The organism is Klebsiella electrica, from assembly GCF_006711645.1.
Classification (GTDB): Bacteria; Pseudomonadota; Gammaproteobacteria; order Enterobacterales; family Enterobacteriaceae; genus Klebsiella; species Klebsiella electrica.
This window is the reverse complement of record NZ_CP041247.1, coordinates 4,800,228-4,824,569: the sequence shown is the minus strand read 5'-3', so window position 1 is coordinate 4,824,569 and position 24,342 is coordinate 4,800,228. Positions and strand designations below refer to the sequence as shown.

At 56.7% G+C, this 24,342-nt stretch carries 24 protein-coding genes; 19 read left to right on the top strand and 5 right to left on the bottom strand.

Annotated features, from left to right (window positions below; genetic code table 11):
* Positions 1-225: 225 nt before the first annotated feature.
* From hflX to rlmB, 13 genes are all read left to right on the top strand, one after another.
* Positions 226-1,506, top strand: coding sequence for a ribosome rescue GTPase HflX (gene hflX, locus Electrica_RS23055; RefSeq protein WP_100685557.1), 1,281 nt, complete (start codon positions 226-228; stop codon positions 1,504-1,506).
* Positions 1,507-1,571: 65 nt separating this feature from the next.
* Complete coding sequence (hflK, locus tag Electrica_RS23050) at positions 1,572-2,825, top strand: FtsH protease activity modulator HflK (RefSeq protein ID WP_141965508.1); 1,254 nt, start codon at positions 1,572-1,574, stop codon at positions 2,823-2,825.
* A 2-nt stretch (positions 2,826-2,827) separates the two neighbouring features.
* The gene (gene hflC / locus Electrica_RS23045) at positions 2,828-3,832 is read left to right on the top strand and encodes a protease modulator HflC (protein WP_131049396.1); all 1,005 of its coding nucleotides are present in this window, start codon (positions 2,828-2,830) and stop codon (positions 3,830-3,832) included.
* Between the two features lie 220 nt (positions 3,833-4,052).
* Entirely contained in the window at positions 4,053-4,250 is a 198-nt protein-coding gene (locus Electrica_RS23040) for a DUF2065 domain-containing protein (protein ID WP_004857046.1), read from the top strand.
* A 102-nt stretch (positions 4,251-4,352) separates the two neighbouring features.
* Positions 4,353-5,651: an adenylosuccinate synthase gene (locus tag Electrica_RS23035; RefSeq protein WP_131049398.1), complete on the top strand. Its 1,299-nt coding sequence runs from the start codon at positions 4,353-4,355 to the stop codon at positions 5,649-5,651.
* Positions 5,652-5,879: 228 nt separating this feature from the next.
* Positions 5,880-6,305, top strand: a complete 426-nt coding sequence (gene nsrR, locus Electrica_RS23030) for a nitric oxide-sensing transcriptional repressor NsrR (protein ID WP_141965506.1) — start codon at positions 5,880-5,882, stop codon at positions 6,303-6,305.
* Positions 6,306-6,343: 38 nt separating this feature from the next.
* Positions 6,344-8,800, top strand: a complete 2,457-nt coding sequence (gene rnr / locus Electrica_RS23025; protein WP_131049399.1) for a ribonuclease R — start codon at positions 6,344-6,346, stop codon at positions 8,798-8,800.
* A 316-nt stretch (positions 8,801-9,116) separates the two neighbouring features.
* The gene (gene cuyA / locus Electrica_RS23020; RefSeq protein WP_141965505.1) at positions 9,117-10,133 is read left to right on the top strand and encodes a D-cysteate sulfo-lyase; all 1,017 of its coding nucleotides are present in this window, start codon (positions 9,117-9,119) and stop codon (positions 10,131-10,133) included.
* On the top strand, positions 10,126-10,833 hold the full coding sequence (cuyB, locus tag Electrica_RS23015; RefSeq protein ID WP_141965503.1) for a cysteate racemase: 708 nt from the start codon (positions 10,126-10,128) through the stop codon (positions 10,831-10,833). Before cuyA ends, cuyB begins: the two co-directional genes overlap by 8 nt.
* Positions 10,834-10,906: 73 nt before the next feature.
* Positions 10,907-11,914 (top strand): taurine ABC transporter substrate-binding protein, encoded by a 1,008-nt coding sequence (locus tag Electrica_RS23010; RefSeq protein ID WP_141965501.1) that lies wholly within the window; start codon positions 10,907-10,909, stop codon positions 11,912-11,914.
* Positions 11,911-12,681 carry an ABC transporter permease gene (locus Electrica_RS23005; protein WP_100685565.1) on the top strand — a complete coding sequence of 257 codons (771 nt, stop codon included), beginning with the start codon at positions 11,911-11,913 and terminating at the stop codon, positions 12,679-12,681. Before Electrica_RS23010 ends, Electrica_RS23005 begins: the two co-directional genes overlap by 4 nt.
* Entirely contained in the window at positions 12,681-13,457 is a 777-nt protein-coding gene (locus Electrica_RS23000; protein WP_141965499.1) for an ABC transporter ATP-binding protein, read from the top strand. Before Electrica_RS23005 ends, Electrica_RS23000 begins: the two co-directional genes overlap by 1 nt.
* A 133-nt stretch (positions 13,458-13,590) precedes the next feature.
* Positions 13,591-14,322 carry a 23S rRNA (guanosine(2251)-2'-O)-methyltransferase RlmB gene (rlmB, locus tag Electrica_RS22995; protein WP_100685567.1) on the top strand — a complete coding sequence of 244 codons (732 nt, stop codon included), beginning with the start codon at positions 13,591-13,593 and terminating at the stop codon, positions 14,320-14,322.
* 81 nt (positions 14,323-14,403) lie between these two features.
* Here rlmB and Electrica_RS22990 read toward each other — a convergent pair whose 3' ends face one another.
* A complete protein-coding gene (locus Electrica_RS22990; protein ID WP_141965497.1) occupies positions 14,404-15,702 on the bottom strand; it encodes an MFS transporter in 1,299 nt (432 codons plus the stop codon).
* 197 nt (positions 15,703-15,899) lie between these two features.
* Between Electrica_RS22990 and Electrica_RS22985 the strand changes: the two genes are divergently transcribed.
* Positions 15,900-17,537 carry an isovaleryl-CoA dehydrogenase gene (locus Electrica_RS22985; RefSeq protein ID WP_141965495.1) on the top strand — a complete coding sequence of 546 codons (1,638 nt, stop codon included), beginning with the start codon at positions 15,900-15,902 and terminating at the stop codon, positions 17,535-17,537.
* On the opposite strand, the gene yjfN is transcribed toward Electrica_RS22985, so the two are convergent.
* Positions 17,528-17,803 (bottom strand): DUF1471 family protease activator YjfN, encoded by a 276-nt coding sequence (yjfN, locus tag Electrica_RS22980; RefSeq protein ID WP_160702485.1) that lies wholly within the window; start codon positions 17,801-17,803, stop codon positions 17,528-17,530. The two genes, Electrica_RS22985 and yjfN, sit on opposite strands and share 10 nt — an antisense overlap.
* A 138-nt stretch (positions 17,804-17,941) precedes the next feature.
* A complete protein-coding gene (gene bsmA, locus Electrica_RS22975) occupies positions 17,942-18,250 on the bottom strand; it encodes a biofilm peroxide resistance protein BsmA (protein WP_032689819.1) in 309 nt (102 codons plus the stop codon).
* A gap of 209 nt (positions 18,251-18,459) precedes the next feature.
* Here bsmA and yjfP point away from each other — a divergent pair, with 209 nt between their 5' ends.
* Positions 18,460-19,176 carry an esterase gene (gene yjfP, locus Electrica_RS22970; RefSeq protein ID WP_141965493.1) on the top strand — a complete coding sequence of 239 codons (717 nt, stop codon included), beginning with the start codon at positions 18,460-18,462 and terminating at the stop codon, positions 19,174-19,176.
* Here yjfP and ulaR read toward each other — a convergent pair.
* Both ulaR and ulaG read right to left on the bottom strand, forming a co-directional pair.
* The gene (gene ulaR, locus Electrica_RS22965) at positions 19,173-19,928 is read right to left on the bottom strand and encodes an HTH-type transcriptional regulator UlaR (protein WP_141965490.1); all 756 of its coding nucleotides are present in this window, start codon (positions 19,926-19,928) and stop codon (positions 19,173-19,175) included. The genes yjfP and ulaR overlap by 4 nt on opposite strands.
* Positions 19,929-20,046: 118 nt before the next feature.
* Positions 20,047-21,111, bottom strand: a complete 1,065-nt coding sequence (gene ulaG, locus Electrica_RS22960; protein ID WP_141965488.1) for an L-ascorbate 6-phosphate lactonase — start codon at positions 21,109-21,111, stop codon at positions 20,047-20,049.
* Between the two features lie 367 nt (positions 21,112-21,478).
* Here ulaG and ulaA point away from each other — a divergent pair, with 367 nt between their 5' ends.
* From ulaA to Electrica_RS22940, 4 genes are read left to right on the top strand one after another with little or no spacing between them, the layout of a single operon-like run.
* Positions 21,479-22,879 carry a PTS ascorbate transporter subunit IIC gene (gene ulaA, locus Electrica_RS22955; protein ID WP_100685574.1) on the top strand — a complete coding sequence of 467 codons (1,401 nt, stop codon included), beginning with the start codon at positions 21,479-21,481 and terminating at the stop codon, positions 22,877-22,879.
* A 12-nt stretch (positions 22,880-22,891) separates the two neighbouring features.
* Positions 22,892-23,197 (top strand): PTS ascorbate transporter subunit IIB, encoded by a 306-nt coding sequence (ulaB, locus tag Electrica_RS22950; RefSeq protein ID WP_100685575.1) that lies wholly within the window; start codon positions 22,892-22,894, stop codon positions 23,195-23,197.
* Positions 23,198-23,206: 9 nt separating this feature from the next.
* On the top strand, positions 23,207-23,674 hold the full coding sequence (gene ulaC / locus Electrica_RS22945) for a PTS ascorbate transporter subunit IIA (protein WP_100685576.1): 468 nt from the start codon (positions 23,207-23,209) through the stop codon (positions 23,672-23,674).
* A gap of 13 nt (positions 23,675-23,687) precedes the next feature.
* Positions 23,688-24,338, top strand: a complete 651-nt coding sequence (locus Electrica_RS22940; protein ID WP_100685577.1) for a 3-keto-L-gulonate-6-phosphate decarboxylase UlaD — start codon at positions 23,688-23,690, stop codon at positions 24,336-24,338.
* Positions 24,339-24,342 lie beyond the last annotated feature (4 nt).

Here is a 24,342-nt window from a genome sequence, read left to right as displayed (position 1 = left end):
CCAGGTTCATTCGATGCGTTTCAGGTTGCAGAAAGGCGGCGCGTAGTGACTCCCCAGCCATTTGCGTAAGTAAATGACTGGGGTGAATAACAAATTTGCCAGGGGCAGATTTGAACGACGCGTGTGGCGGCCCGGCCAGAGTCGGGCAAGAAAGCCAACGTCCATGCGGCCTGAAAGACAACGGGTAACTGTGTTCCCCGCTGGTATTTTATAAGGGGTTTACGCTTGTTTGACCGTTATGATGCCGGTGAGCAGGCGGTGCTGGTACACATCTATTTTTCGCAAGACAAAGATATGGAAGACCTTCAGGAGTTTGAATCCCTGGTCTCCTCTGCCGGTGTCGAAGCAATGCAGGTGATTACCGGTAGCCGTAAAGCACCGCATCCAAAATATTTTGTTGGTGAAGGTAAGGCTGTCGAAATTGCGGAAGCCGTAAAAGCGACCGGCGCGTCAGTCGTGCTGTTCGATCATGCCCTGAGCCCGGCTCAGGAACGAAACCTGGAACGCTTATGCGAATGCCGGGTTATCGATCGCACCGGTCTTATTCTGGATATTTTTGCCCAGCGCGCGCGTACCCATGAAGGGAAATTGCAGGTTGAGCTGGCACAGCTGCGCCATATGGCTACGCGCCTGGTTCGCGGCTGGACCCACCTTGAAAGACAGAAAGGCGGAATTGGTTTGCGCGGCCCGGGTGAAACCCAGCTCGAAACTGACCGTCGACTCCTGCGCAACCGGATCATGCAGATCCTGTCGCGGCTGGAGAAAGTGTCAAAACAGCGTGAGCAAGGACGGCGGTCACGAGCCAAAGCCGATATTCCAACCGTCTCGCTGGTGGGCTACACCAACGCCGGAAAATCAACGCTGTTCAACCAGATAACGGAAGCCGAGGTCTACGCTGCGAACCAGCTGTTCGCGACGCTGGATCCGACGCTGCGCCGCATTGATGTTACCGATGTCGGCGAGACCGTACTTGCGGATACCGTTGGCTTTATTCGCCATCTGCCGCACGACCTGGTCGCGGCGTTTAAGGCCACTTTGCAGGAGACGCGTCAGGCGACGCTGCTGCTGCATGTGATTGATGCCGCCGATGTCCGGGTGCAGGAAAACATTGATGCCGTCAATACGGTACTGGCGGAAATTGAGGCCGATGAGATCCCGACGCTGCTGGTGATGAACAAAATCGACATGCTGGATGATTTTGAACCGCGTATCGACAGAGATGAAGAGAATAAACCGATCCGGGTCTGGCTCTCCGCCCAGACCGGGGTTGGCGTACCGCTGCTTTTTCAGGCTTTGACGGAACGGCTTTCCGGTGAAGTAGCGCAGCACACGCTGCGTCTACCGCCACGGGAAGGGCGGCTGAGAAGTCGGTTCTATCAGCTTCAGGCGATAGAAAAAGAGTGGCTGGAGGATGACGGCAGCGTGGGTCTGCAGGTGCGCATGCCGATCGTTGACTGGCGTCGCCTCTGTAAACAAGAGCCAGCGCTGGTTGATTACGTGATTTGACCTTGCAGCTTGCCTGAAGATATTAACCCCTGTGGGGATATCAAAAACAAATATGGAGCATATACATGGCGTGGAATCAGCCCGGTAATAACGGACAGGACCGCGACCCGTGGGGGAGCAGCAAACCTGGCGGCAACTCTGAGGGAAATGGCAATAAAGGCGGTCGCGAGCAGGGGCCGCCCGATCTGGATGATATCTTCCGCAAGTTAAGTAAAAAACTTGGCGGTCTCGGCGGCGGTAAAGGGGGCCAGGGGAGCGGTAGCGGCTCTCAGGGACCGCGTGGCCCGATGGGCGGACGCATTGTCGGCATCGTGGCGGCTGCCGCGGTTATTATCTGGGCTGCCAGCGGTTTCTATACCATCAAGGAAGCTGAACGTGGTGTGGTCACTCGCTTTGGTAAATTCAGCCATCTGGTTGAGCCAGGCCTTAACTGGAAGCCAACCTTTATCGATAACGTTCAGGCGGTAAACGTTGAGTCGGTACGTGAACTGGCGGCTTCTGGCGTCATGCTGACGTCTGATGAAAACGTCGTGCGCGTTGAGATGAACGTCCAGTATCGGGTGACCGATCCTGAGCGCTACCTGTTTAGCGTGGCCAGCGCGGACGATAGTCTGCGTCAGGCGACCGACAGCGCCCTGCGCGGCGTGATTGGCAAGTACACGATGGACCGCATCCTGACCGAAGGTCGTACCGTTATTCGTAGCGATACCCAGCGTGAGCTGGAAGAGACGATTCGTCCGTACAACATGGGGATCACCTTGCTGGACGTCAACTTCCAGACGGCGCGTCCGCCGGAAGAAGTGAAGGCGGCATTTGATGATGCGATTGCGGCGCGTGAGAACGAGCAGCAATACATCCGTGAAGCCGAAGCTTACACCAACGAAGTTCAGCCGCGAGCCAATGGTCAGGCGCAGCGTATCCTTGAAGAGGCGCGCGCGTACAAAACTCAGACCGTTCTCGAAGCACAGGGTGAAGTTGCGCGCTTTGCGAAGATCCTGCCGGAGTATAAAGCCGCGCCGGAAATCACCCGCGAACGTCTGTATATCGAAAGCATGGAAAAAGTGTTGAGCCATACCCGCAAAGTGCTGGTGAACGATAAAGGTGGCAACCTGATGGTTCTGCCTCTGGACCAGATGCTGAAAGGCGCCGGTGCCCCGGCGGCAAAGAGCGGTAGCAGTAGCGCGAGCGATCTGCTGCGTCTGCCGCCTGCATCCAGCTCAAGCAGTGCCAGCACCACGCCGACCACCACGGACGGCAGTATTATGGACCAACGCCGCGCTAACGCGCAGCGTAACGACTACCAGCGTCAGGGGGAATAACGATGCGTAAATCTGTTATTGCGATAATTGTCATCGTGCTGGTAGTGCTTTACATGTCGATTTTTATCGTCAAAGAAGGCGAGCGTGGGATTACGCTGCGCTTTGGTAAAGTTCTCCGCGATAGTGAAAACAAACCGCTGGTCTATTCGCCGGGTCTGCACTTTAAGATCCCGTTTATTGAATCAGTGAAAATGCTGGATGCGCGTATTCAGACCATGGACAACCAGGCCGATCGCTTTGTCACCAAAGAGAAGAAAGACCTGATCGTTGACTCCTACATCAAATGGCGTATCAGCGACTTCAGCCGCTACTACCTGGCTACCGGCGGCGGCGACGTCTCCCAGGCCGAAGTGCTGCTGAAGCGTAAGTTCTCTGACCGTCTGCGTTCCGAAATTGGTCGCCTGGATGTGAAGGATATCGTGACCGACTCCCGCGGTCGTCTGACGCTGGAAGTACGTGACGCGTTGAACTCCGGTTCAGCGGGTACGGAAGACGAAGTCAGTACGCCGGCGGCCGACGATGCTATCGCCAAAGCGGCAGAGCGCGTATCGGCGGAAACCAATGGTAAGGTGCCGGTCATTAACCCGAACAGTATGGCAGCGCTGGGTATTGAAGTTGTCGACGTACGCATCAAGCAGATCAACCTGCCGGCTGAAGTGTCCGAAGCGATTTACAACCGTATGCGCGCCGAGCGTGAAGCGGTTGCGCGTCGCCATCGTTCACAGGGTCAGGAAGAGGCTGAGAAGCTGCGCGCAACGGCGGACTATGAAGTCACCAGGACGCTGGCTGAAGCGGAACGTCAGGGCCGTATCATGCGCGGTGAAGGTGATGCGGATGCGGCGAAGCTGTTTGCCGATGCGTTTAGCCAGGATCCGGGCTTCTATGCCTTTATCCGTAGCCTGCGCGCCTATGAGAATAGCTTCCAGAGCAATCAGGATGTGATGGTTCTCAGCCCGGACAGCGATTTCTTCCGCTATATGAAATCGCCAGATTCGGCTCGCAAGTAAGTTATCGCGTGAGTAAAAAGGCGCCTTGAGAAAGGCGCCTTTTTTATGGGCGAAGTTTAATAAATAACTTGTAACACAATAAGTTATAGGTTTTTTTTGTGCGACACCCGTTCATAATGAACGTGAAATACCGGACAATGTCGCAGGGGTCTGTTTCCACATTACGCTGCCGCCGATGCCTGTCTGGGGCGGCGGCGCGCTTTCTTTCTAAGGGTCCATAATGAACGCAACAATCTGGCTGGCACTGGCGCTGGTTTTAGTACTCGAAGGGCTCGGGCCGCTGCTTTATCCGCGCGCCTGGCGGCGGATGGTCGCGACCATGAGCCAGCTGCCGGATAATTTATTACGCCGTTTTGGCGGGGGGCTTGTGGTTGCCGGGTTTGTCATCTACTACATGTTGACGAAATCGATGACCTGATCAAAAAGTGGTCAGACTTGCCTGGAATTGAGTGCAAAAAGTGCTGTAACTCTGAAAAAGCGATGGTAGAATCCATTTTTAAGCAAACGGTGATTTTGAAAAATGGGTAACAACGTCGTCGTACTGGGCACCCAATGGGGTGACGAAGGTAAAGGGAAGATCGTCGATCTCCTGACTGAACGGGCTAAATATGTTGTGCGCTACCAGGGTGGCCACAACGCAGGCCATACTCTCGTAATCAACGGTGAAAAAACCGTCCTCCATCTTATTCCATCAGGTATTCTGCGCGAAAATGTCACCAGCATCATCGGTAACGGTGTGGTGCTGTCTCCGGCTGCGCTGATGAAAGAGATGAAAGGTCTGGAAGACCGTGGTATCCCTGTTCGTGAGCGTCTGCTGCTGTCCGAAGCCTGCCCGCTTATCCTCGATTATCATGTCGCGCTGGACGTTGCGCGTGAAAAAGCACGCGGTGCGAAAGCTATCGGTACCACCGGTCGCGGCATCGGCCCTGCTTACGAAGATAAAGTCGCACGCCGCGGTCTGCGCGTTGGTGACCTGTTTGATAAAGCAACCTTCGCCGTCAAACTGAAAGAAGTGATGGAATATCACAACTTCCAGCTGGTGAATTTCTACAAAGCAGAAGCGGTTGACTATCAGAAAGTGCTGGATGATGTCATGGCGATTGCCGACATTCTGACGGCGATGGTGGTGGATGTTTCCGATCTGCTGGACCAGGCGCGTAAGCGCGGCGACTTCGTGATGTTCGAAGGCGCGCAGGGGACTCTGCTGGATATCGACCACGGTACCTATCCGTACGTGACCTCGTCTAACACCACCGCGGGTGGCGTGGCGACCGGTTCCGGCCTGGGTCCGCGCTATGTGGACTACGTGCTGGGCATCATCAAAGCCTACTCGACTCGCGTCGGCGCAGGCCCGTTCCCGACTGAGCTGTTCGATGATATCGGCGAGTTCCTGTGCAAGCAGGGTAACGAGTTCGGTGCCACTACCGGCCGTCGTCGTCGTACCGGCTGGCTGGATATCGTGGCGATCCGTCGCGCGGTGCAGATCAACTCCCTGTCCGGCTTCTGCCTGACCAAGCTGGATGTTCTGGACGGCCTGAAAGAAGTGAAACTCTGCGTTGCCTACCGTCTGCCGGACGGCCGCGAAGTGACGACCACGCCGCTGGCTGCTGACAACTGGGAAGGCATTGAGCCGATTTATGAAACCATGCCGGGCTGGTCTGAAAGCACCTTCGGCGTGAAAACGCGCAGCGGTCTGCCGCAGACTGCGCTGAACTATATTGCGCGCATTGAAGAGCTGACCGGCGTACCGGTTGATATCATCTCTACCGGTCCCGACCGTTCTGAGACGATGATTCTGCGCGATCCGTTTGACGCATAATCATCCCCTGGGGCGCCGCTAAGGCGCCCCTTGTTTTTGCTGTTCACCCGCCCCATTTCAAATAAATTAGCGGCCTGAGCGCTGGCTGGTTTATCATCAATACAGTATCAATACGGTCATTACCCGAGGATCAATATACGCAAGCTTTCAGGATGTGTCCGATCGCACCACGCGGCAATGGCCTGAATGATGAGTGTATGCCGCTTTCCCCCTTACCCTGAGGTTGATGTGCAGTTAACGAGTTTCACAGATTACGGATTACGAGCGCTGATTTATATGGCCTCGTTGCCGGATGGAAGAATGACGAGTATCTCCGAAGTGACGGAGGTTTACGGCGTTTCCCGTAATCATATGGTAAAAATAATCAATCAGTTAAGTCGTGCTGGCTACGTGATGGCCGTGCGGGGTAAAAACGGGGGGATTCGCCTGGGTAAGCCGGCGAATACCATTCGGGTTGGCGATGTCGTCCGCGATCTGGAACCGCTGTCGCTGGTCAATTGCAGCAGCGAATTTTGCCACATTACACCCGCTTGCCGCCTGAAAAAGGCGCTGGCTGAAGCAGCGCAAAGTTTTCTCAAGGAACTAGACGACTACACGCTGGCTGATTTGGTTGAAGAAAATCAACCGCTTTATAAATTATTACTGGTGGAGTGACATAAACTTTCATCAGAGATGACAACGGAGGAACCGACATGTCACAAGATCCTTTCCAGGAACGCGAAGCTGAAAAGTATGCGAATCCCATCCCAAGCCGGGAATTTATCCTCGATCATTTAGCAAAACGTGAAAAACCGGCCAGTCGCGACGAGCTGGCGATAGAACTGAATATCGAAGGAGAAGAACAACTCGAGGGGCTGCGCCGTCGCCTGCGCGCCATGGAACGTGACGGGCAGCTGGTCTTTACCCGCCGCCAGTGTTACGCATTGCCGGAGCGTCTCGACCTGCTTAAAGGCACGGTTATCGGCCATCGCGACGGCTATGGTTTCCTGCGCGTCGAAGGGCGTAAAGACGACCTTTATCTCTCTTCCGAGCAGATGAAAATGTGTATCCATGGCGATCAGATCCTCGCGCAGCCGCTGGGCGCCGATCGTAAAGGCCGCCGCGAAGCTCGCGTGGTGCGCATTCTGGTGCCCAAAACCAGCCAGATTGTCGGTCGCTATTTCACCGATGCTGGCGTGGGTTTTGTCGTACCGGACGACAGCCGCCTGAGCTTTGATATCCTGATCCCGCCGGAAGAGGTGATGGGCGCGCGAATGGGCTTTGTGGTGGTTGTGGAGCTGAGCCAGCGCCCGACCCGTCGTACTAAAGCGATCGGTAAAATCGTCGAAGTGCTGGGTGACAATATGGGCACCGGCATGGCGGTGGATATGGCGCTGCGTACCCATGAAATCCCTTACACCTGGCCGCCGGCGGTAGAGAAACAGGTTTCGGTGCTGAAAGAGCAGGTGCCGGAAGAGGCGAAAGCGGGCCGCGTGGATTTACGCGACCTGCCGCTGGTGACTATCGATGGTGAAGATGCCCGCGACTTTGATGACGCCGTGTACTGCGAGAAAAAACGCGGCGGCGGCTGGCGCCTGTGGGTGGCGATTGCCGACGTCAGCTACTATGTGCGTCCTGGTACGCCGCTGGACGCTGAAGCACGCAGCCGCGGCACCTCGGTCTACTTCCCGTCTCAGGTCGTGCCGATGCTGCCGGAAGTGCTCTCCAACGGCTTATGTTCCCTGAACCCGCAGGTCGACAGGCTATGTATGGTCTGCGAGATGACCATTTCGTCTAAGGGACGTCTGACCGGCTACAAGTTCTATGAAGCGGTGATGAGCTCACACGCGCGTCTGACCTACACCAAGGTGTGGCATATGCTGCAGGGCGACCAGGAGCTGCGTGAGCACTATGCGCCGCTGGTGAAGCATATCGAAGAGCTGCATGCGCTTTATAAAGTGCTGGATAGCGCGCGCGAAGAACGCGGTGGGATCTCCTTTGAGAGCGAAGAAGCGAAGTTTATCTTTAACGCCGAGCGCCGCATTGAGCGTATTGAGCAGACGCAGCGTAACGATGCGCATAAGCTTATCGAAGAGTGCATGATCCTCGCGAACATCTCCGCCGCCCGCTTTGTTGAAAAGGCGCTGGAGCCGGCGCTGTTCCGTATCCACGATAAACCGAGCACCGAAGCGATTACCGCTTTCCGTTCCGTACTGGCGGAGCTGGGGCTGGAACTGCCTGGCGGTAATAAGCCCGAGCCGCGTGATTACGCTGAGCTGCTGACCTCGATTGCCGATCGCCCGGATCATGAAATGCTGCAAACCATGCTGCTGCGTTCGATGAAACAGGCGATATACGACCCGGAAAACCGCGGTCACTTTGGCCTGGCGCTGCAATCATACGCGCACTTCACTTCGCCCATTCGTCGTTACCCTGACCTGTCGCTACACCGTGCGATTAAGTACCTGCTGGCGAAAGAACAGGGCCATAAAGGCAACAGCACCGAAACCGGCGGCTGGCATTACAGCATGGATGAAATGCTGCAGCTGGGCGCGCACTGTTCGATGACCGAACGTCGCGCTGATGAAGCCACCCGCGAAGTCTCCGACTGGCTGAAGTGCGACTTTATGCTGGATCAGGTGGGGAACGTCTTTAAAGGTGTGATTGCCAGCGTGACCGGCTTTGGTTTCTTCGTGCGTCTGGATGAGCTGTTTATCGATGGCCTGGTGCACGTCTCCTCGCTGGATAACGATTACTATCGTTTCGACCAGGTCGGACAACGTCTGATCGGCGAATCCGGCGGCCAGACTTACCGTCTGGGCGATCGCGTGGAAGTCCGCGTGGAAGCGGTCAACATGGACGAACGTAAAATCGACTTCTCACTGATCTCCAGCGAACGCGGTCCGCGCAACGTCGGCAAGACCGCCCGGGAGAAGACGAAGAAGGCCAACGGTGCCAGCAATAATGCAGGCAAACCGTCCGGTCGTCGCCGTCAGACGGGCAAGAAGGTGAACTTCGAGCCAGACAGCGCTTTCCGTGGTGATAAGGGCCAATCGAAACCGGCGAAAGCGAAGAAAGAGAAAGGCGCGAAAAAGCCGTCGGCCAGGACGCAGAAAATAGCGGCGGCGACCAAGGCGAAGCGCGCGGCGAAGAAAAAAGCTGCTGAGTAAGCGCCCCTCAATCATGCGGGTTGCAGGAAATCCCCCGGTACATCAATAACGATGTTCCCGGGGACATGCGGATCGCCAACGTACAGGCAACCTGAAGTATGACGGGCATATCACCCCCTCCAGCCGGAGGGGGTTATTCTTTTTTGCCGTAAGTCATTCCACAACAGAATAGATATTTCTCCCTTCCCCGCGTATTTCCTGCTTAGTCTTTTTTCAGCAATCGTTATTTATTCTTTTTGATTAGCCCTGTTTTTTCACTGTGTATAGTGGATTTTACTTTTGCTTCCCCCCCCCCTTTTATGTGCAAGGAGCATATATGCATCTGGCTCGTTTTCCTCGTGTGTCTCTTGGTCATTTCCCGACTCCGCTTGAGCCGCTGGATAATTTGTCGACATTATTAGGCGGGCCCAAAATATGGATAAAACGCGATGATGCGACCGGTCTGGCGAGCGGGGGGAATAAAACCCGTAAGCTGGAATTTTTGCTGGCGGATGCGCTGGCGAAAAACGCGGACGTGGTGATCACTCAGGGGGCCACGCAGTCTAACCATGTCCGTCAGACCATTGCCGGCGCGGCGCGACTTGGCCTGCAGGCTAAAGCGCTGCTGGAACGGCGGGTGACGGATTTTGGCGAGGATTATCAACGCTCCGGCAACGTACTGCTCGATGAGCTGCTGGGCGGGGAGATCGTTGCCCATCTGCCGGGCGGCAGCGATATGCAGCAGGCAATGGAGGAGTATGCCGCCACGCTGCGTGAACAAGGACGCAATCCGTACATCATCCCCGGCGGCGGTTCTAACCCCATCGGCGCGCTGGGTTATGTCGCCTGTGCCGAAGAGCTGCTGTATCAGTCATCTCAGCTACGCCTGCGCATCGACCACGTGGTTCACGCTACGGGCAGCACCGGTACCCAGGCGGGGCTGGTGGCGGGCTTTACGGCGACCAACAGCCACGTTCCGGTGCTGGGCATCAGCGTGCGTGCGCCGAAGGCGAAGCAGGAAGAGAACGTCTGGAATCTGGCGGCGAGAACGCTCAGCCTGCTGGGCGTGGCGGGCGAGCTGCCGCGTAGCGCCGTGGTGGCCAATAGCGATTACGTCGGCGAGGGCTACGGCCTGCCCACCGCTGGAACGCTGGAAGCGCTGACGCTGCTGGCCCGCCACGAGGGGATTCTGCTGGATCCGGTCTACTCCGCGAAAGGGATGGCGGGGCTTATCGATCTGATTCGTCAGGGCCACTTCCGTCAGGATGAGAATATCGTCTTTATCCATACCGGCGGTTCTGCTGGACTGTTCGGCTACCGCCAGTTGTTAGAGGCGCAGACCCGCCATGACTAAACCGTTTCTGCTCGGCGTGCTGGGCGGGATGGGGCCGCTCGCCACGCTGGACTTTCAGCGACGCCTGCTTGACGCCACGCCGGCGCAGAACGATCAGCAACAGCTCCCTTCGGTGGTGTGGAACGTCCCGCAGATCGCGGACCGACAAAAGGCGCTGGCGGGAAGCGGGCCGTCGCCGCTGCCGCAGCTTATCCACGGTATTGAAAAGCTTAATCAGGCGGGGGCCAGTCATATCGCTATCCCTTGTAATACGGCGCATCACTGGTATGACGCCCTCAGCCAGGTGAGCGATGCCCCGATTTTGCACATCGTTGATGCGACGCTAGCCGCGCTGGCGCAGCAGGCGGACAAACCGCAGCGGGTAGGGATTATCGCCACGCAAGGCACGCTGGAGGCGGGCTGGTATCAGCGCAAACTGGCGGTGCAGGGTGTGGAGGTGGTTGAACCGACGCAGGAGGAGCTGGCCCGCTGGTTTGTCCCCGGCTGTTACGCGGTCAAACGCGGCGCGCTGGAAGAGGGGGGCGAGTTGCTGGCGCATCAGGCCAACGCGCTGTTTGCACGCGGCGCGCAAAAGCTGATTCTGGCCTGTACCGAGGTCCCCGTTGCGCTTGCGGCGGTGAAAGCGCCGTTTTATGACTTAACGTTCGATCCGGCCCAGGCGCTGGCCGAGCGATGTTCGCAATTATGGCAGGCCCGTTAAAACAACACTGAATACGATTGAGTCCGGTTATTTTCCGGGCGTGAAATTTCTGAACTTTCGAAGGGTAAATATAATGAAAAAAATTCTCTGCTTATTCCTTGCAGCGGGTAGCTTATGGGCCAATGTCAGCTTTGCAGATACCCCGGCCGAAGTCCGGGTGGCGTATAGCGGCGGCTCTCAGGTATTAATGCTGGCGAAAGCCGACGGCTCTCTGGATAAAGCGTTAAACAGTAAAGTGAAGTGGGTGCAGTTTGCCTCCGGCGCCGATGCGTTAAATTATTTCGCCAGTAATGCTATCGATATTGCTAACTTCGGCTCCAGCCCGGCAGCGGCAGGGATTGTCAGAAAACTGCCGGTAGAGATTATTGGCGTTTCCGGCGTCATCGCCAGCTATGAGCGGCTGATTGGCAAGGAGGGCATCAGCAGCATTAAAGATATCGAAGGCAAGCGCGTGGCCTACCCGCCGAATTCGACGGCGCAGTACGCCCTGGAAGCCGCCATCGACGTCAACAAACTGGATCGCAGCAAGATAACCCTGCTGCCGCTGCGCCCGGCCGAGATGGTCGCCGCCTGGAAGCGCGGCGATATCGATGCCGGCTACGTCTGGGCGCCGTTTGCCCAGGAGCTGGAGTCCTCCGGCGGACACCAGGTCTTCGCCACCAAAGATCTGCAAAAAGAGGGCTACCTGATTTACAACAACTACGTGGTGCGCAAAGCCTTTGCCGAGCAATATCCCCAGGTGGTGACCGCCTTCCTGCGCGTGCACCAGCAAAAGGTTGACGAATTTAAGCAAGACCCGGAGCGTGCGGCGGCGATCGTGGCGCAAGAAGTTGGTGCCCCGGTGACCACCGCGGCGAATACGCTCGGCGGCCTGGAATACCCCACGCTGAGCCAGCAGGGGACCGCGGCATGGCTGGGTAACGGGACGCAAACCTCCGACAGCGGCATCGGCAAAGCGTTGAGCAAAACCTCCGGCTTCCTCGCGGCGATTGGCGAGATTCGCAAACGCGATATTCCGGCGAACTGGGATACCGCGATTAATTCACGCTATATCCGCGAAGCGGCGGTAGCCGCGCAATGAGATTGAGCCAGCATATCGCTATCAGCACTGTCTCGGTGGCGGTTTTCTTTATCGTCTGGCAGGTGGCGGCGACGCGGCAGTGGGTCGACCCGCTGCTGCTGCCCTCCCTGACGGATATCGGCCTGACAACCGAAGAGCTGCTGGCGGAGGGCTATCGTCAGGTACCGCTGTGGGAGCATATTGCGGTGAGCCTCGCGCGTGCCCTCAGCGCCTTTGCGGTAGCGATTATCATCGGCATTCCGCTGGGGCTGCTGATGGGGCTGTCGGATGGCCTTGCCGCCGTGTTAAATCCGTTCGTGCAGTTCCTGCGTCCGCTGCCCAAAATCGCCCTGATCCCGCTGGCCGTGGTCTGGCTGGGGATCGGCGAAGCCTCCAAATTCTTCCTGATATTTATCGCCACCTTTTTAAGCGTGGTGGTCGGGGCCTCCGCCGCCGTCGAGCGGATTGGCCGCTCGCGCATTCGCGTGGCGCAAACCCTCGGCGCCTCGCGTAAGCAAATTTTCCTGCGGGTGGTGTTGCCGGACGCGCTACCCGATCTCTTCACTACCGTCAGGCTGTCGATCGGTATCGGCTGGACCTCGCTGATTGCGGCGGAGATGGTGGCGGCCAGCTCGGGCCTGGGCTGGATGGTGATTAACGCCAGTTCCTATCTGCGTACCGATATCGTCATGCTCGGCATTCTGCTGCTGGGCGGCATTGGCTATCTGCTGGATTTATTGCTGCTGGGGCTGCAACGCCTGTTTGTGCCCTGGGCGGGGAAAGAATAATGAGTGCCATCACGCTGGAAAATGTCTCGCTCTCCTTTGCGGCCAGGCCGCAGCCGTTCACGGTGCTTGAGGATATTAGCCTGTCACTGCATAAAGGGGAGTTTGTCGTTCTGCTCGGTCCTTCGGGCTGCGGAAAATCGACCATTCTCAACCTGGTGGCCGGGTTTACCCAACCGGACCGGGGACGCGTCGCGGCGGGCGGCAAACCGGTACGTGCGCCGGGGCCGGATCGCGGCATGATTTTCCAGCAGCCGAATCTGTTCCCGTGGCTGTCGGTGCTGGAAAATGTCACTTTCGGCCCACGGCTGGGTAAATACCGCAAACAAGAGGTCAATGCGCGAGCGCTGGACTGGCTGGGGCGCGTGGGCCTGAAAGGGTTTGAGCATCATGCCCCCTGGCAGCTCTCCGGCGGCATGAAACAGCGCGTGGCGCTGGCGCGCGCCTGGCTGCCCGGCCCGGAGGTGCTGCTGCTGGATGAACCTTTCGGCGCGCTGGATGCGCAAACCCGGCTGATGATGCAGGAGCTGCTGCGCGAGGCCTGGCTTACGACTGGCACCACGCTGCTGTTTGTGACCCACGATGTCGAAGAGGCACTGTTCCTCGCCGACCGCATTCTGATTATGTCAGCGAAGCCGGGAAAAATCGTCGAAGAGCTAGCCCTGCCCTTCGGCCGCGAACGGGATATCGAAACCCTGGCCGAACATCCGCGCTACAGCGAGATTAAGCATCACGTTTTGCACCGGGTGCGCCAGGAGGCAAAACGGCATTTAGGTTAAACGCGACGCCCGGCGGCGGGCAGTTTAATCGGACAAGAGTCGATTTGAACGCCATGTCGGTTATAATAGGCGCAAGTGAAGTGGTTCACGGCCCTATTAACCCGGCGCATACCGCCCCAGATGAGTACCTTTAATGAGTGAAATGATTTACGGCATCCACGCGGTGCAGGCCCTGCTTGAGCGCGCTCCAGAGCGTTTTCAGGAAGTTTTTATTCTGAAAGGCCGCGAGGATAAACGCCTGCTGCCGCTGATCCATGCGCTGGAAGCGCAGGGCGTGGTGATTCAGGTGGCTAACCGTCAGTTTCTTGACGAGAAAAGCGAAGGTGCCGTGCATCAGGGGATTATTGCCCGGGTGAAGCCGGGGCGTCAGTATCAGGAGAACGATCTCCCGGACCTGCTTGCCTCGCTCGAGCAGCCGTTCCTGCTGATCCTCGACGGCGTCACCGATCCGCACAACCTCGGCGCCTGTCTGCGTAGCGCCGATGCGGCCGGCGTACACGCGGTGATTGTACCGCGCGACCGTTCCGCCCAGTTGAACGCGACCGCGAAAAAAGTGGCCTGCGGCGCGGCGGAAAGTGTCCCGCTGATCCGCGTCACCAACCTCGCGCGCACCATGCGCCTGCTGCAGGAAGAGAATGTCTGGATCGTCGGCACCGCGGGTGAAGCGGACCACACGCTGTTCCAGAGTAAAATGACCGGTCCGATGGCGCTGGTTATGGGGGCGGAAGGGGAAGGGATGCGTCGTCTGACCCGCGAGCACTGCGATGAGTTAATCAGTATCCCGATGGCCGGCAGCGTCTCTTCACTGAACGTCTCTGTCGCGACCGGGATTTGCCTGTTTGAAGCGGTGCGTCAGCGTAGCTGATATGTTTGCCGGGTGGCGGCTGCGCCTTACCCGGCCTACAGAAGCGTAGGCCCGGCAAGCTCGCGCCGCCGGGCAATGTTGTCACTCATCCAGCGACCGCAGATGGTCGTTTTTCTTCAGCGTCATCAGCGCGAAAATACTCACCACCGCCGTCGCCATCACGTAATAAGCCGGAATATCGAGGTTCCCCGTCTGCTTAATCAGACCGGTGATAATCAGCCCTGCACATCCCGAGAAAATCGCGTTCGACAGTGAATACGCCAGCCCAAGCCCGGTGTAACGTACTTTGGTCGGGAACATCTCTGACAGCATCGCGGGTCCTGGGCCCGCCAGCATGCCGACTAATCCCCCGGCCACCAACACGACCAGCGCTTTTACCAGCAGTGTACTGGATTCCGCCTGCAGAATTTTCAGCAGCGGGAGCGCCAGGATAAGCAGCAACACGGCGGCCATCACCATCACGTTGCGGCGTCCCCATTTATCGCTGAGCATTCCGGCGGGCAGAATCGTTATGGCGAAACCAATATTAGAGATAACCGCAATCAGCAATGCCTGATTAAAACCGGTATGCAGCGAGGATTGCAGATAGGCGGGCATAATCACCAGATAGGTGTACCCCGCAGCGGACCAGACCATCAGGCGGCCAATGCCGGTCAGAATAGCCTTCAGCGTCTGGCCGACGTTCGCCGTGGGCTGCGGATACTGTTGCTGCTGCTTCTGCTGGCGGAGAAAGCCCGGCGTCTCCTCCATCTTCACCCGTAGCCAGAGCGCCACGCCCCCCATCGGGATGGCGAGGAAGAAGGGCAGGCGCCAGCCCCAGGCGTACAGCTCCTCCGGGCTCAGAATGGCGGAAATCAACGCCACGACGCCCGCCCCCGCCAGCAGCCCTAATGCCACGGTAAAGGATTGCCAGGCACCATACAGCCCGCGCTTGCCGCGTGGGGCGAACTCGGTCATCAGCGACACCGCGCCGCCATATTCACCGCCGGCAAACAGGCCCTGAAGAATACGCAGTCCCGTCAGAATCAGCGGCGCGGCAATCCCGATGCTGGCATAAACCGGCACCAGGCCAATGGCTGTGGTCGCCAGGGTCATCATTACCAGCACGATAATCAGCGTGGGTTTACGGCCAATACGATCGCCGAACCGGCCAAAAATAATGGCGCCCAAAGGGCGGAAGAAGAAAGCGATCGCGAACGACGCATAGGTCAGGATCAGGCCCGTCAGCGGCGCTTCCCCGGCAAGCTGAAAGAAGTTGCGGGCGATAACCGTCGCCAGAAAGCCATATACCGCGAACTCGTACCACTCAATAAAGTTGCCGATAGAGCCGGCGATCAGCGCGCGTTTATGCGCGCCCATTGTCGTTGTTACGGTCTGCATAAATCATCCCGGCATGAGCAAAAAAGTCACAATTGAATAAACTATTCCATACATTTTCCATTATGAAATTTAAAATTCTTGTGGCTGTGATGGGCTTCACGAAGGGGGGAGATGGTTTTTTTGTGACCGGACTCGCGGGCGATGTCCGGCGAGGGTAGCCATACTGAATAATCATGCCGATGACGCAAGGAGACAGTATGGTCTGGCAAACGCATACCGTGTTCAATCAGCCTGCGCCGCTGATGAACAGCAATTTATTTCTCTCGGATAGCGCGCTGCGTGAGGCCGTAACGCGCGAAGGGGCCGGATGGGACAGTGATTTTCTGGCCAGTATCGGCCAGCAGCTGGGGGCGGCGGAGTCGCTGGAGCTGGGGAGACTGGCGAACAGTAATCCGCCGGAGCTGCTGCGCTACGATGCGACCGGTAGCCGGCTTGATGATGTCCGGTTTCATCCTGCCTGGCACCTGTTGATGCAGGGGCTGTGCGCCAACCGGGTGCATAATCTGGCCTGGCAGGAGGATGCCCGCTCAGGCGCCTTTGTCGCGCGCGCCGCCCGCTTTATGCTGCATGCGCAGGTAGAAGCGGGGACGCTGTGTCCGATAACCATGACCTTTGCGGCGACGCCGCTGCTACAGCAGGCGCTACCGAAACCTTTTAGCGACTGGCTGTCCCCTTTGCTGAGCGACCGCTACGATCCACATCTGGCGCCGGGCGCTCAGAAACGTGGGCTGTTAATTGGCATGGGGATGACGGAAAAGCAGGGGGGATCTGACGTCCTGATCAATACCACCCGGGCGGAAAAAACCGCCGAAGGTTTTTATCATCTGGTCGGTCATAAATGGTTTTTCTCGGCCCCGCAAAGCGATGCGCACCTGGTCCTGGCTCAGGCGGCGGAAGGTCTCTCCTGCTTTTTCGTGCCCCGTCTGCTTCCCGACGGGCAGCGCAATGCCCTGCATCTGGAGCGGCTGAAAGATAAGCTCGGCAACCGTTCGAACGCCAGCAGCGAAGTCGAGTTTTTTGCAGCCCGCGGCTGGCTGGTGGGCGAAGAGGGCGATGGCGTTCGGCAAATCCTCAAAATGGGCGGGCTCACCCGTTTTGACTGCGCGCTTGGCAGCCACGCATTAATGCGTCGGGCCTATTCGGTAGCGCTCTATCATGCGCTGCAGCGCCAGGCATTCGGTAAGAATCTGGTCGATCAGCCGCTCATGCGTCAGGTGCTGGGCCAGATGGCGCTGCGCCTTGAAGGGCAGACCGCTTTTCTGTTCCGGCTGGCGCGGGCGTGGGAGAGTCGTGATGACGCCAGAGAGGTCCTCTGGGCCCGCCTGTTTACGCCGGCGGTGAAGTTTGCCATCTGCAAATCCGGGATCCCGTTTGTCGCTGAGGCGATGGAGGTGCTGGGCGGGATTGGCTACTGTGAAGAGAGTGAGTTGCCGCGCCTGTATCGTGAGATGCCGGTCAATAGTATCTGGGAAGGCTCGGGCAATATCATGTGTCTGGACGTGATGCGGGTGCTGGGTAAACATCCGGCGGCGCTGGAGCTGCTGGCGGCGGAGTGCGCGGAGGTGAAAGGGCAAAACCGCCATTTCGACCGGACATGGCGGCAGTTGCAACAGCTGCTGCGGCGGCCCGTAGAAGAGCAGGGCAGAGAGATAGCCCGCCGGGTTTATATGCTCGGCGTCGGCGCGCAGATGCTGCGTTACGCCTCGCCGCCGCTGGCGGAGGCCTGGTGTCGTATGATGCTCGACACGCGCGGCGGTATGCGGCTGGATGAGCCGACGCTGGAGGATTTGCTGCTACGTGCGATGGGGCGTGGACGTCAGGCGCCTCAGGCGTAAAGAATGGCCTGGACTCGCCAGTTATCCGGCTGCTGATCCTCGTACATCTGTACGATGCGATACCACGACGCGCCTTGTTCATCGGCCTTTACGGCGATGGCGCGTTCAACGTCCTGCTGGCTGCCGGCAATATTATTGACGGAGATCAGGCCAATTTCATTCAGACCGGTAACGCAGTCCGCGCTGGCGAATTCCGCCGACTGCGCGGAGGTGTTTGCTGTCGCTGTGGTCAGCAGCAGAGCGGGTAGGGTAAAAGATCGTTTCATCGTCAGCTCCATTTCACGTAGTCCCGAGGGCAGTCCGTTGCTAACGTCCTGCCAGGTTGGCTGGCCGAACGTTATTATGCACAGGAGAACGTGAATGGACGCAAAGCAGTGTAAAGCTGGCTAAAAGATGGTGTACCGCTATTTACGGTACAGAATCGCTTGCGAATACCACTGGCCGGGAACCATGGTGTCATCAATCATGATGATGACGTAGTAATCCGCTTTAGCCGTTTCTGCCTTCGTTTTCAACGCCGCTTCGACATCCATCGGCGAACCGTACATCAACACGCTCACCGTCCCCATTTTCTGTAGCCCTGTCGTCTGGTTACGGTGAATCTCTTGCGGATGGTCGGTTGCGGGTGGCGGTGCTTCTGGCGTCCCCTGCAGGGCACTACAACCGCTCAGTGCGATAGCCAGAAACCACGGTGTTAACCTGCGCATAACCATATCTCGTTTCCTGATAGTCATAGTGTAGTGGTAGCCTGAATGTCATTTCCGGGGAATGTTCCCGAAGTGTTATCTCTGACGCGATTTTCGGATGAAAATATCGTGAAAGCGTAACCAAGTTCTCAACATTATGAATCATGGTGAACCTGGTTTCTTGCTGAATATATCAGCCCATGACACACCGCGACCTCAGTAAAAGGAGAGGGTCAATGATTACTCTTGAAATACGTCGTCTGGCGGGCGGCGAAGTCCTGCATGCCTGCCCGCAATATGCGCTGGATAAGCCGTTGCCCAGTATCATCTTTTATCACGGTTTTACCTCCTCGAAGCTGGTATATAGCTACTTCGCCGTGGCGCTGGCAGAAGCCGGGTTTCGCGTCATTATGCCCGATGCGCCGGAACATGGCGCACGTTACGATGGCGATGAACGTGGGCGGATGCAGCGCTTCTGGCCGATTTTACTGCAAAATTTTGCCGAGTTTCCGGCCTTGCGCGCGGCGGTTATCGACCAGGGGTGGGTTGAGGGGGGCAGGCTGGCGGTCGCCGGCGCATCAATGGGCGGCATGACGGCGCTGGGGATGATGACCCATCATCCGGAGATAAAAAGCGTGGCCTGCCTGATGGGCTCCGGCTATTTTACCCAGCTGTCACAGAGCCTGTTTCCTTCGCCCGGCGCCAGTGCCGAACAGCTGGCAGAATGGGATATCACCGGGCAACTCGACACCCTGGCGAATCGACCGCTTTTGCTCTGGCACGGCGATGAAGACGATGTGGTTCCGCCAGATGGCACGTTCCGGCTCCAGCAGGCGCTGCGGCAAAACGATCGGGATACTCACCTGACCTGCGTCTGGCAAAAAGGGGTTCGCCACCGGATAACGCCGGAGGCGTTAGCAGCGACGGTGGCGTTTTTTCAACGCCACCTTTAAACGCGAATCACCTTAACACCCTGATCCTCAAGCTGCCTGAGGATCGCTTCATCCGCCTGTTTTCCGGTAATCACCAGGTCGATTTGCCCGGCCTGGCTGAACAGCATTCCGGCACGTTCGCCCACTTTGCTGCTATCGACCAGTACCGCGAGTTTACCGACGACATTAAGCATTTTTTGCTCCGCCATCGCCGTCAGCATATCGGTTTTATACAGCCCTTCGGCGGTCAGCCCTTTGCCGCTGGTAAACATCCAGTGCCCGGCGTACAGGCTGTTTTCGCTGCCCTGCGGGCTCAAGGTGATGGAGTGGCTACGGTTATACTGCCCGCCCATAATAATGACGCTGTCGTGTTCCTGATCGATCAGATAATTGGCCAGCGGCAGGTAGTTAGTAATGATCTGTACCGGTTTACCGCACAGTTCCTGCCCAAGCAGGAAGGCGGTAGAGCCACAGTTGATGACAATGCTTTCGCCGGGATTCACCAGTTGCGAAGCCGCACGCGCAATCCGTACCTTCTCATCATGGTTTTGCGCCTGATGGATGTTCATCGGCGACCAGCGTGGGCGCTGTTCACTGATGGCTTCTGCGCCGTTGCGGACTTTTTTCAGCCTGCCGCTTTCGTCGAGTTTATTGATATCGCGTCGTGCCGTCGCTGGAGAAATTCCCAGCCGGGAAATCACCTGCTCCACGGTGACAAATCCCGTTTGTGCCAACAAATCCAGTAAAATTTGATGTCTTTGCGCTTCCGTCATGAGCAAATCCGATTAAAAGTGATAAGCAAAGATGATATTTGAAATCAGGTGAAAATACTAATGCTGGCGGGGATAATTTCCGGCGAACGGTCAACGATGACCGCTTGCCGGAGAAGCCTTACAGGAAGGACTTAAAGGGCAGGTCCGGTTCCATAGTGAAGCAGTCGTCGAATCCGCGTGGATAGTGGTATTCGAAGTTGTCTTTATCCAGCGGCCAGGTGAATTTACCGCCGACCTGCCAGATGAAAGGCTTAAAGCCATACTTCAGGCGGTCTTTTTTCATCTCCCACAGAACGCGGATTTCCTGCGGGTCAGCCTGGAAGTTTGACCAGATATCATGATGGAACGGGATAACCACTTTGGTATTCAGCGACTCGGCCATGCGCAGAATATCGGCGCTGGTCATTTTGTCGGTAATGCCGCGCGGGTTCTCGCCATAGGAGCCCAGCGCCACGTCGATCTGATGCTCGTTGCCGTGTTTCGCATAGTAGTTAGAGTAGTGAGAGTCGCCGCTGTGGTACAGGTTGCCGCCCGGCGTTTTGAACAAGTAGTTTACCGCGCGCTGATCCATCCCGTCCGGCAGTACGCCCGCGGCTTTTTGATCCGCGGGTAAGGTGATGAGGGCGGTACGGTCAAAGGCGTCGAGCGCGTGGATTTCAATATCTTTGATTTTTACCACGTCACCCGGTTTCATCACGATGCAGCGCTCTTTCGGTACGCCCCAACCCATCCACAGGTCGACACAGGTTTGCGGACCGATAAACGGTACGTCCTCGGCGCAGTTCTGCATGACCGCGGCAGCCACGTTCACATCAATGTGATCGTTATGATCGTGGGTCGACAGCACGGCATCGATCTGGCGAATAGCGAACGGATCGAGAACAAACGGCGTAGTACGCAGATTTGGCTGGAGCTTTTTCACGCCCGCCATGCGCTGCATCTGATGGCCCATTTTCATCAGAGGGTTGCCGTGGCTTTGTTTGCCAGTACCGCACCAGAAATCAACGCAGATATTGGCTCCGCCTTCGGATTTCAGCCAGATGCCCGTACAACCTAACCACCACATGGCAAAGGTGCCTGGTGCAACCTGCTCTTGTTCAATTTCTTCATTCAGCCAGCTACCCCACTCCGGAAAAGTGTTGAGGATCCATGATTCGCGGGTGATGGTTTGTACTTTACTCATTGATTTTCCCCTTATGTGAAATCAGAAGTAATCATATTGTGATTTGTTTTGATTGATACTGGCACCGTTTGTTCAGGATTGCAATCCTGAATTTTGCCATTCATAAAAGGGGGGCGGAGGGTTAAAGCGAGACAGATGTGTAACTTATTAAACTTGAATATTTTTATATTATTGATTTGTATTCATTATTTTTACTTCATGGAAAATGAGAATTAATACGGCAACGGACTGAAGGATTATTTGCGGCGTGCGTCACATTTAATCAAATATAATCTTGTTGTGATTATTTTTGATTATTAGAGTTGATCCCAACAACAAGCCCTGAGCGTAGTGTGCGTTCTGGAGCGTCCACCTTCTGGAGTGTGTTATGGCGATTCTCTACCACATCTTTACCGTGTTCTTTAACCAGGTAATGACCAACGCCCCGCTGCTGCTGGGTATTGTGACCTGTCTGGGCTATATCCTGCTGCGTAAAAGCGCCAGCGTTATTGTTAAGGGGACGATTAAAACCATTATCGGTTTCATGCTGTTGCAGGCCGGCTCCGGCATTCTGACCAGCACGTTTAAACCGGTGGTAGCGAAAATGTCGGAGGTTTACGGCATCAACGGCGCTATCTCCGACACCTACGCTTCAATGATGGCAACTATTGAGCGCATGGGGGATGCCTACAGCTGGGTGGGGTATACCGTGCTGTTAGCCCTGGCGCTGAATATTTGTTATGTCCTGCTGCGGCGCATTACCGGGATTCGTACCATCATGCTGACCGGGCACATCATGTTCCAGCAGGCGGGGCTGATTGCCGTCTCTTTCTATATCTTCGGTTACCCGATGTGGACGACTATTATCTGCACGGCGGTGCTGGTGTCGCTCTATTGGGGCATTACCTCCAACATGATGTACAAGCCGACCCAGGAAGTGACCGACGGCTGCGGCTTCTCCATCGGACACCAGCAGCAGTTTGCCTCCTGGATTGCTTATAAGGTCGCCCCGTATTTGGGTAAAAAAGAGGAGAGCGTTGAGGATCTTAAGCTGCCGGGCTGGCTGAACATCTTTCACGACAACATCGTCTCCACGGCCATCGTGATGACCATTTTCTTCGGCGCGATTTTGCTCTCCTTCGGCATCGACACCGTACAAGCGATGGCGGGCAACACCCACTGGACGGTCTATATCCTGCAAACGGGCTTCTCGTTCGCCGTCGCTATTTTCATTATCACCCAGGGCGTGCGCATGTTCGTCGCCGAGCTCTCTGAAGCGTTCAACGGTATCTCCCAACGCCTGATTCCCGGTGCCGTACTGGCGATTGACTGTGCCGCGATTTATAGCTTTGCGCCCAACGCCGTCGTCTGGGGCTTTATGTGGGGCACCATCGGCCAGCTGATCGCCGTCGGTATTCTGGTGGGCGTCGGCTCTTCCATTCTGATTATTCCGGGCTTTATCCCAATGTTCTTCTCGAACGCCACCATCGGCGTCTTTGCTAACCACTTTGGCGGCTGGCGCGCGGCGCTGAAGATTTGTCTGGTGATGGGGATGATTGAAATCTTTGGCTGCGTCTGGGCGGTGAAACTGACCGGTATGAGCGCCTGGATGGGCATGGCGGACTGGTCGATTCTGGCGCCGCCGATGATGCAGGGCCTCGCCTCTATCGGTATCGCGTTTATGGCCGTCATCATCATTATTGCACTGGTTTATATGTTCTTCGCAGGGCGCACGCTGCGTGCTGAAGAGGATGCGGAAAAACAACTGACAGATGCTTCTGCTCAATAAGGAGTTTTGACTATGACCGTACGTATTCTGGCTGTATGTGGTAACGGGCAAGGAAGTTCCATGATCATGAAAATGAAGGTGGACCAGTTTTTGACCCAGTCAAATATCGATCACACGGTGAACAGCTGCGCGGTGGGGGAATACAAAAGTGAACTAAACGGCGCGGACATCATCATCGCCTCCACCCATATCGCCGGTGAGATTAGCGTCTCCGGCAATAAATACGTGGTTGGCGTACGCAACATGCTATCGCCCGCGGACTTTGGCCCAAAACTGCTGGAAGTGATCAACGCGCACTTCCCGCAGGATGTGAAGTAAGGAGGTCAGATGAAATTACGTGATTCGCTGGTGGAGAATCACTCCATCCTTCTACAGGCCGACGCCAGCACCTGGCAGGAAGCTGTCAAGCTGAGCGTTGATTTACTGGTGAAGGCGGATGTCGTAGAGCCGCGCTACTACCAGGCCATTCTGGATGGCGTTGCTCAGCACGGCCCCTATTTCGTGATTGCTCCCGGTCTGGCGATGCCGCACGGTCGCCCGGAAGAGGGGGTGAAGAAAACCGGCTTTGCGCTGGTCACGCTGAAAACGCCGCTGGTTTTCAATCATGAGGATAACGACCCGGTCGATATCTTGATCACGATGGCTGCCGTGGATGCCAATACTCATCAGGAGGTCGGCATCATGCAGATCGTCAATCTGTTTGAAGATGAAGCCAATTTTGACCGTTTACGCGCCTGCCGCACCGCGCAGGAAGTGCTGGATTTAATTGATAACGCCACTGCGGCGACCGTTTAAAAGGAATAGCAAAATGTCATTACCTATGTTGCAGGTTGCGCTGGATAACCAATCGATGTCTTCCGCGTATGAAACGACGCGTCTGATAGCCGATGAAGTGGATATTATTGAAGTCGGCACCATTCTCTGCGTGGCCGAAGGCGTACGCGCCGTTCGCGACCTGAAGGCGCTCTATCCCAATAAAATCGTGCTGGCGGACGCCAAGATCGCCGATGCCGGTAAAATTCTCTCCCGTATGTGCTTTGAAGCCAATGCCGACTGGGTGACCGTGATCTGCTGTGCGGATATCAACACCACCAAAGGCGCGCTGGACGTGGCGAAAGAGTTCAACGGCGATGTGCAGATCGAACTGACCGGCTACTGGTCCTGGGAGCAGGCGCAGGAGTGGCGTGAAGCGGGCATCCAGCAGGTAGTTTATCACCGTAGCCGCGATGCGCAGGCGGCCGGCGTGGCATGGAGCGAGGCGGATATTAACGCTATCAAACGCCTGTCCGATATGGGCTTTAAAGTCACCGTCACCGGCGGTCTGGCGCTGGAAGATTTGCCGCTGTTCCAGGGGATTCCGATCCACGTCTTTATCGCCGGGCGCAGCATTCGCGACGCCGCTTCTCCGGTGGAAGCCGCACGGCAGTTCAAACGTTCTATCGCCCAGCTGTGGGGCTAAGGAG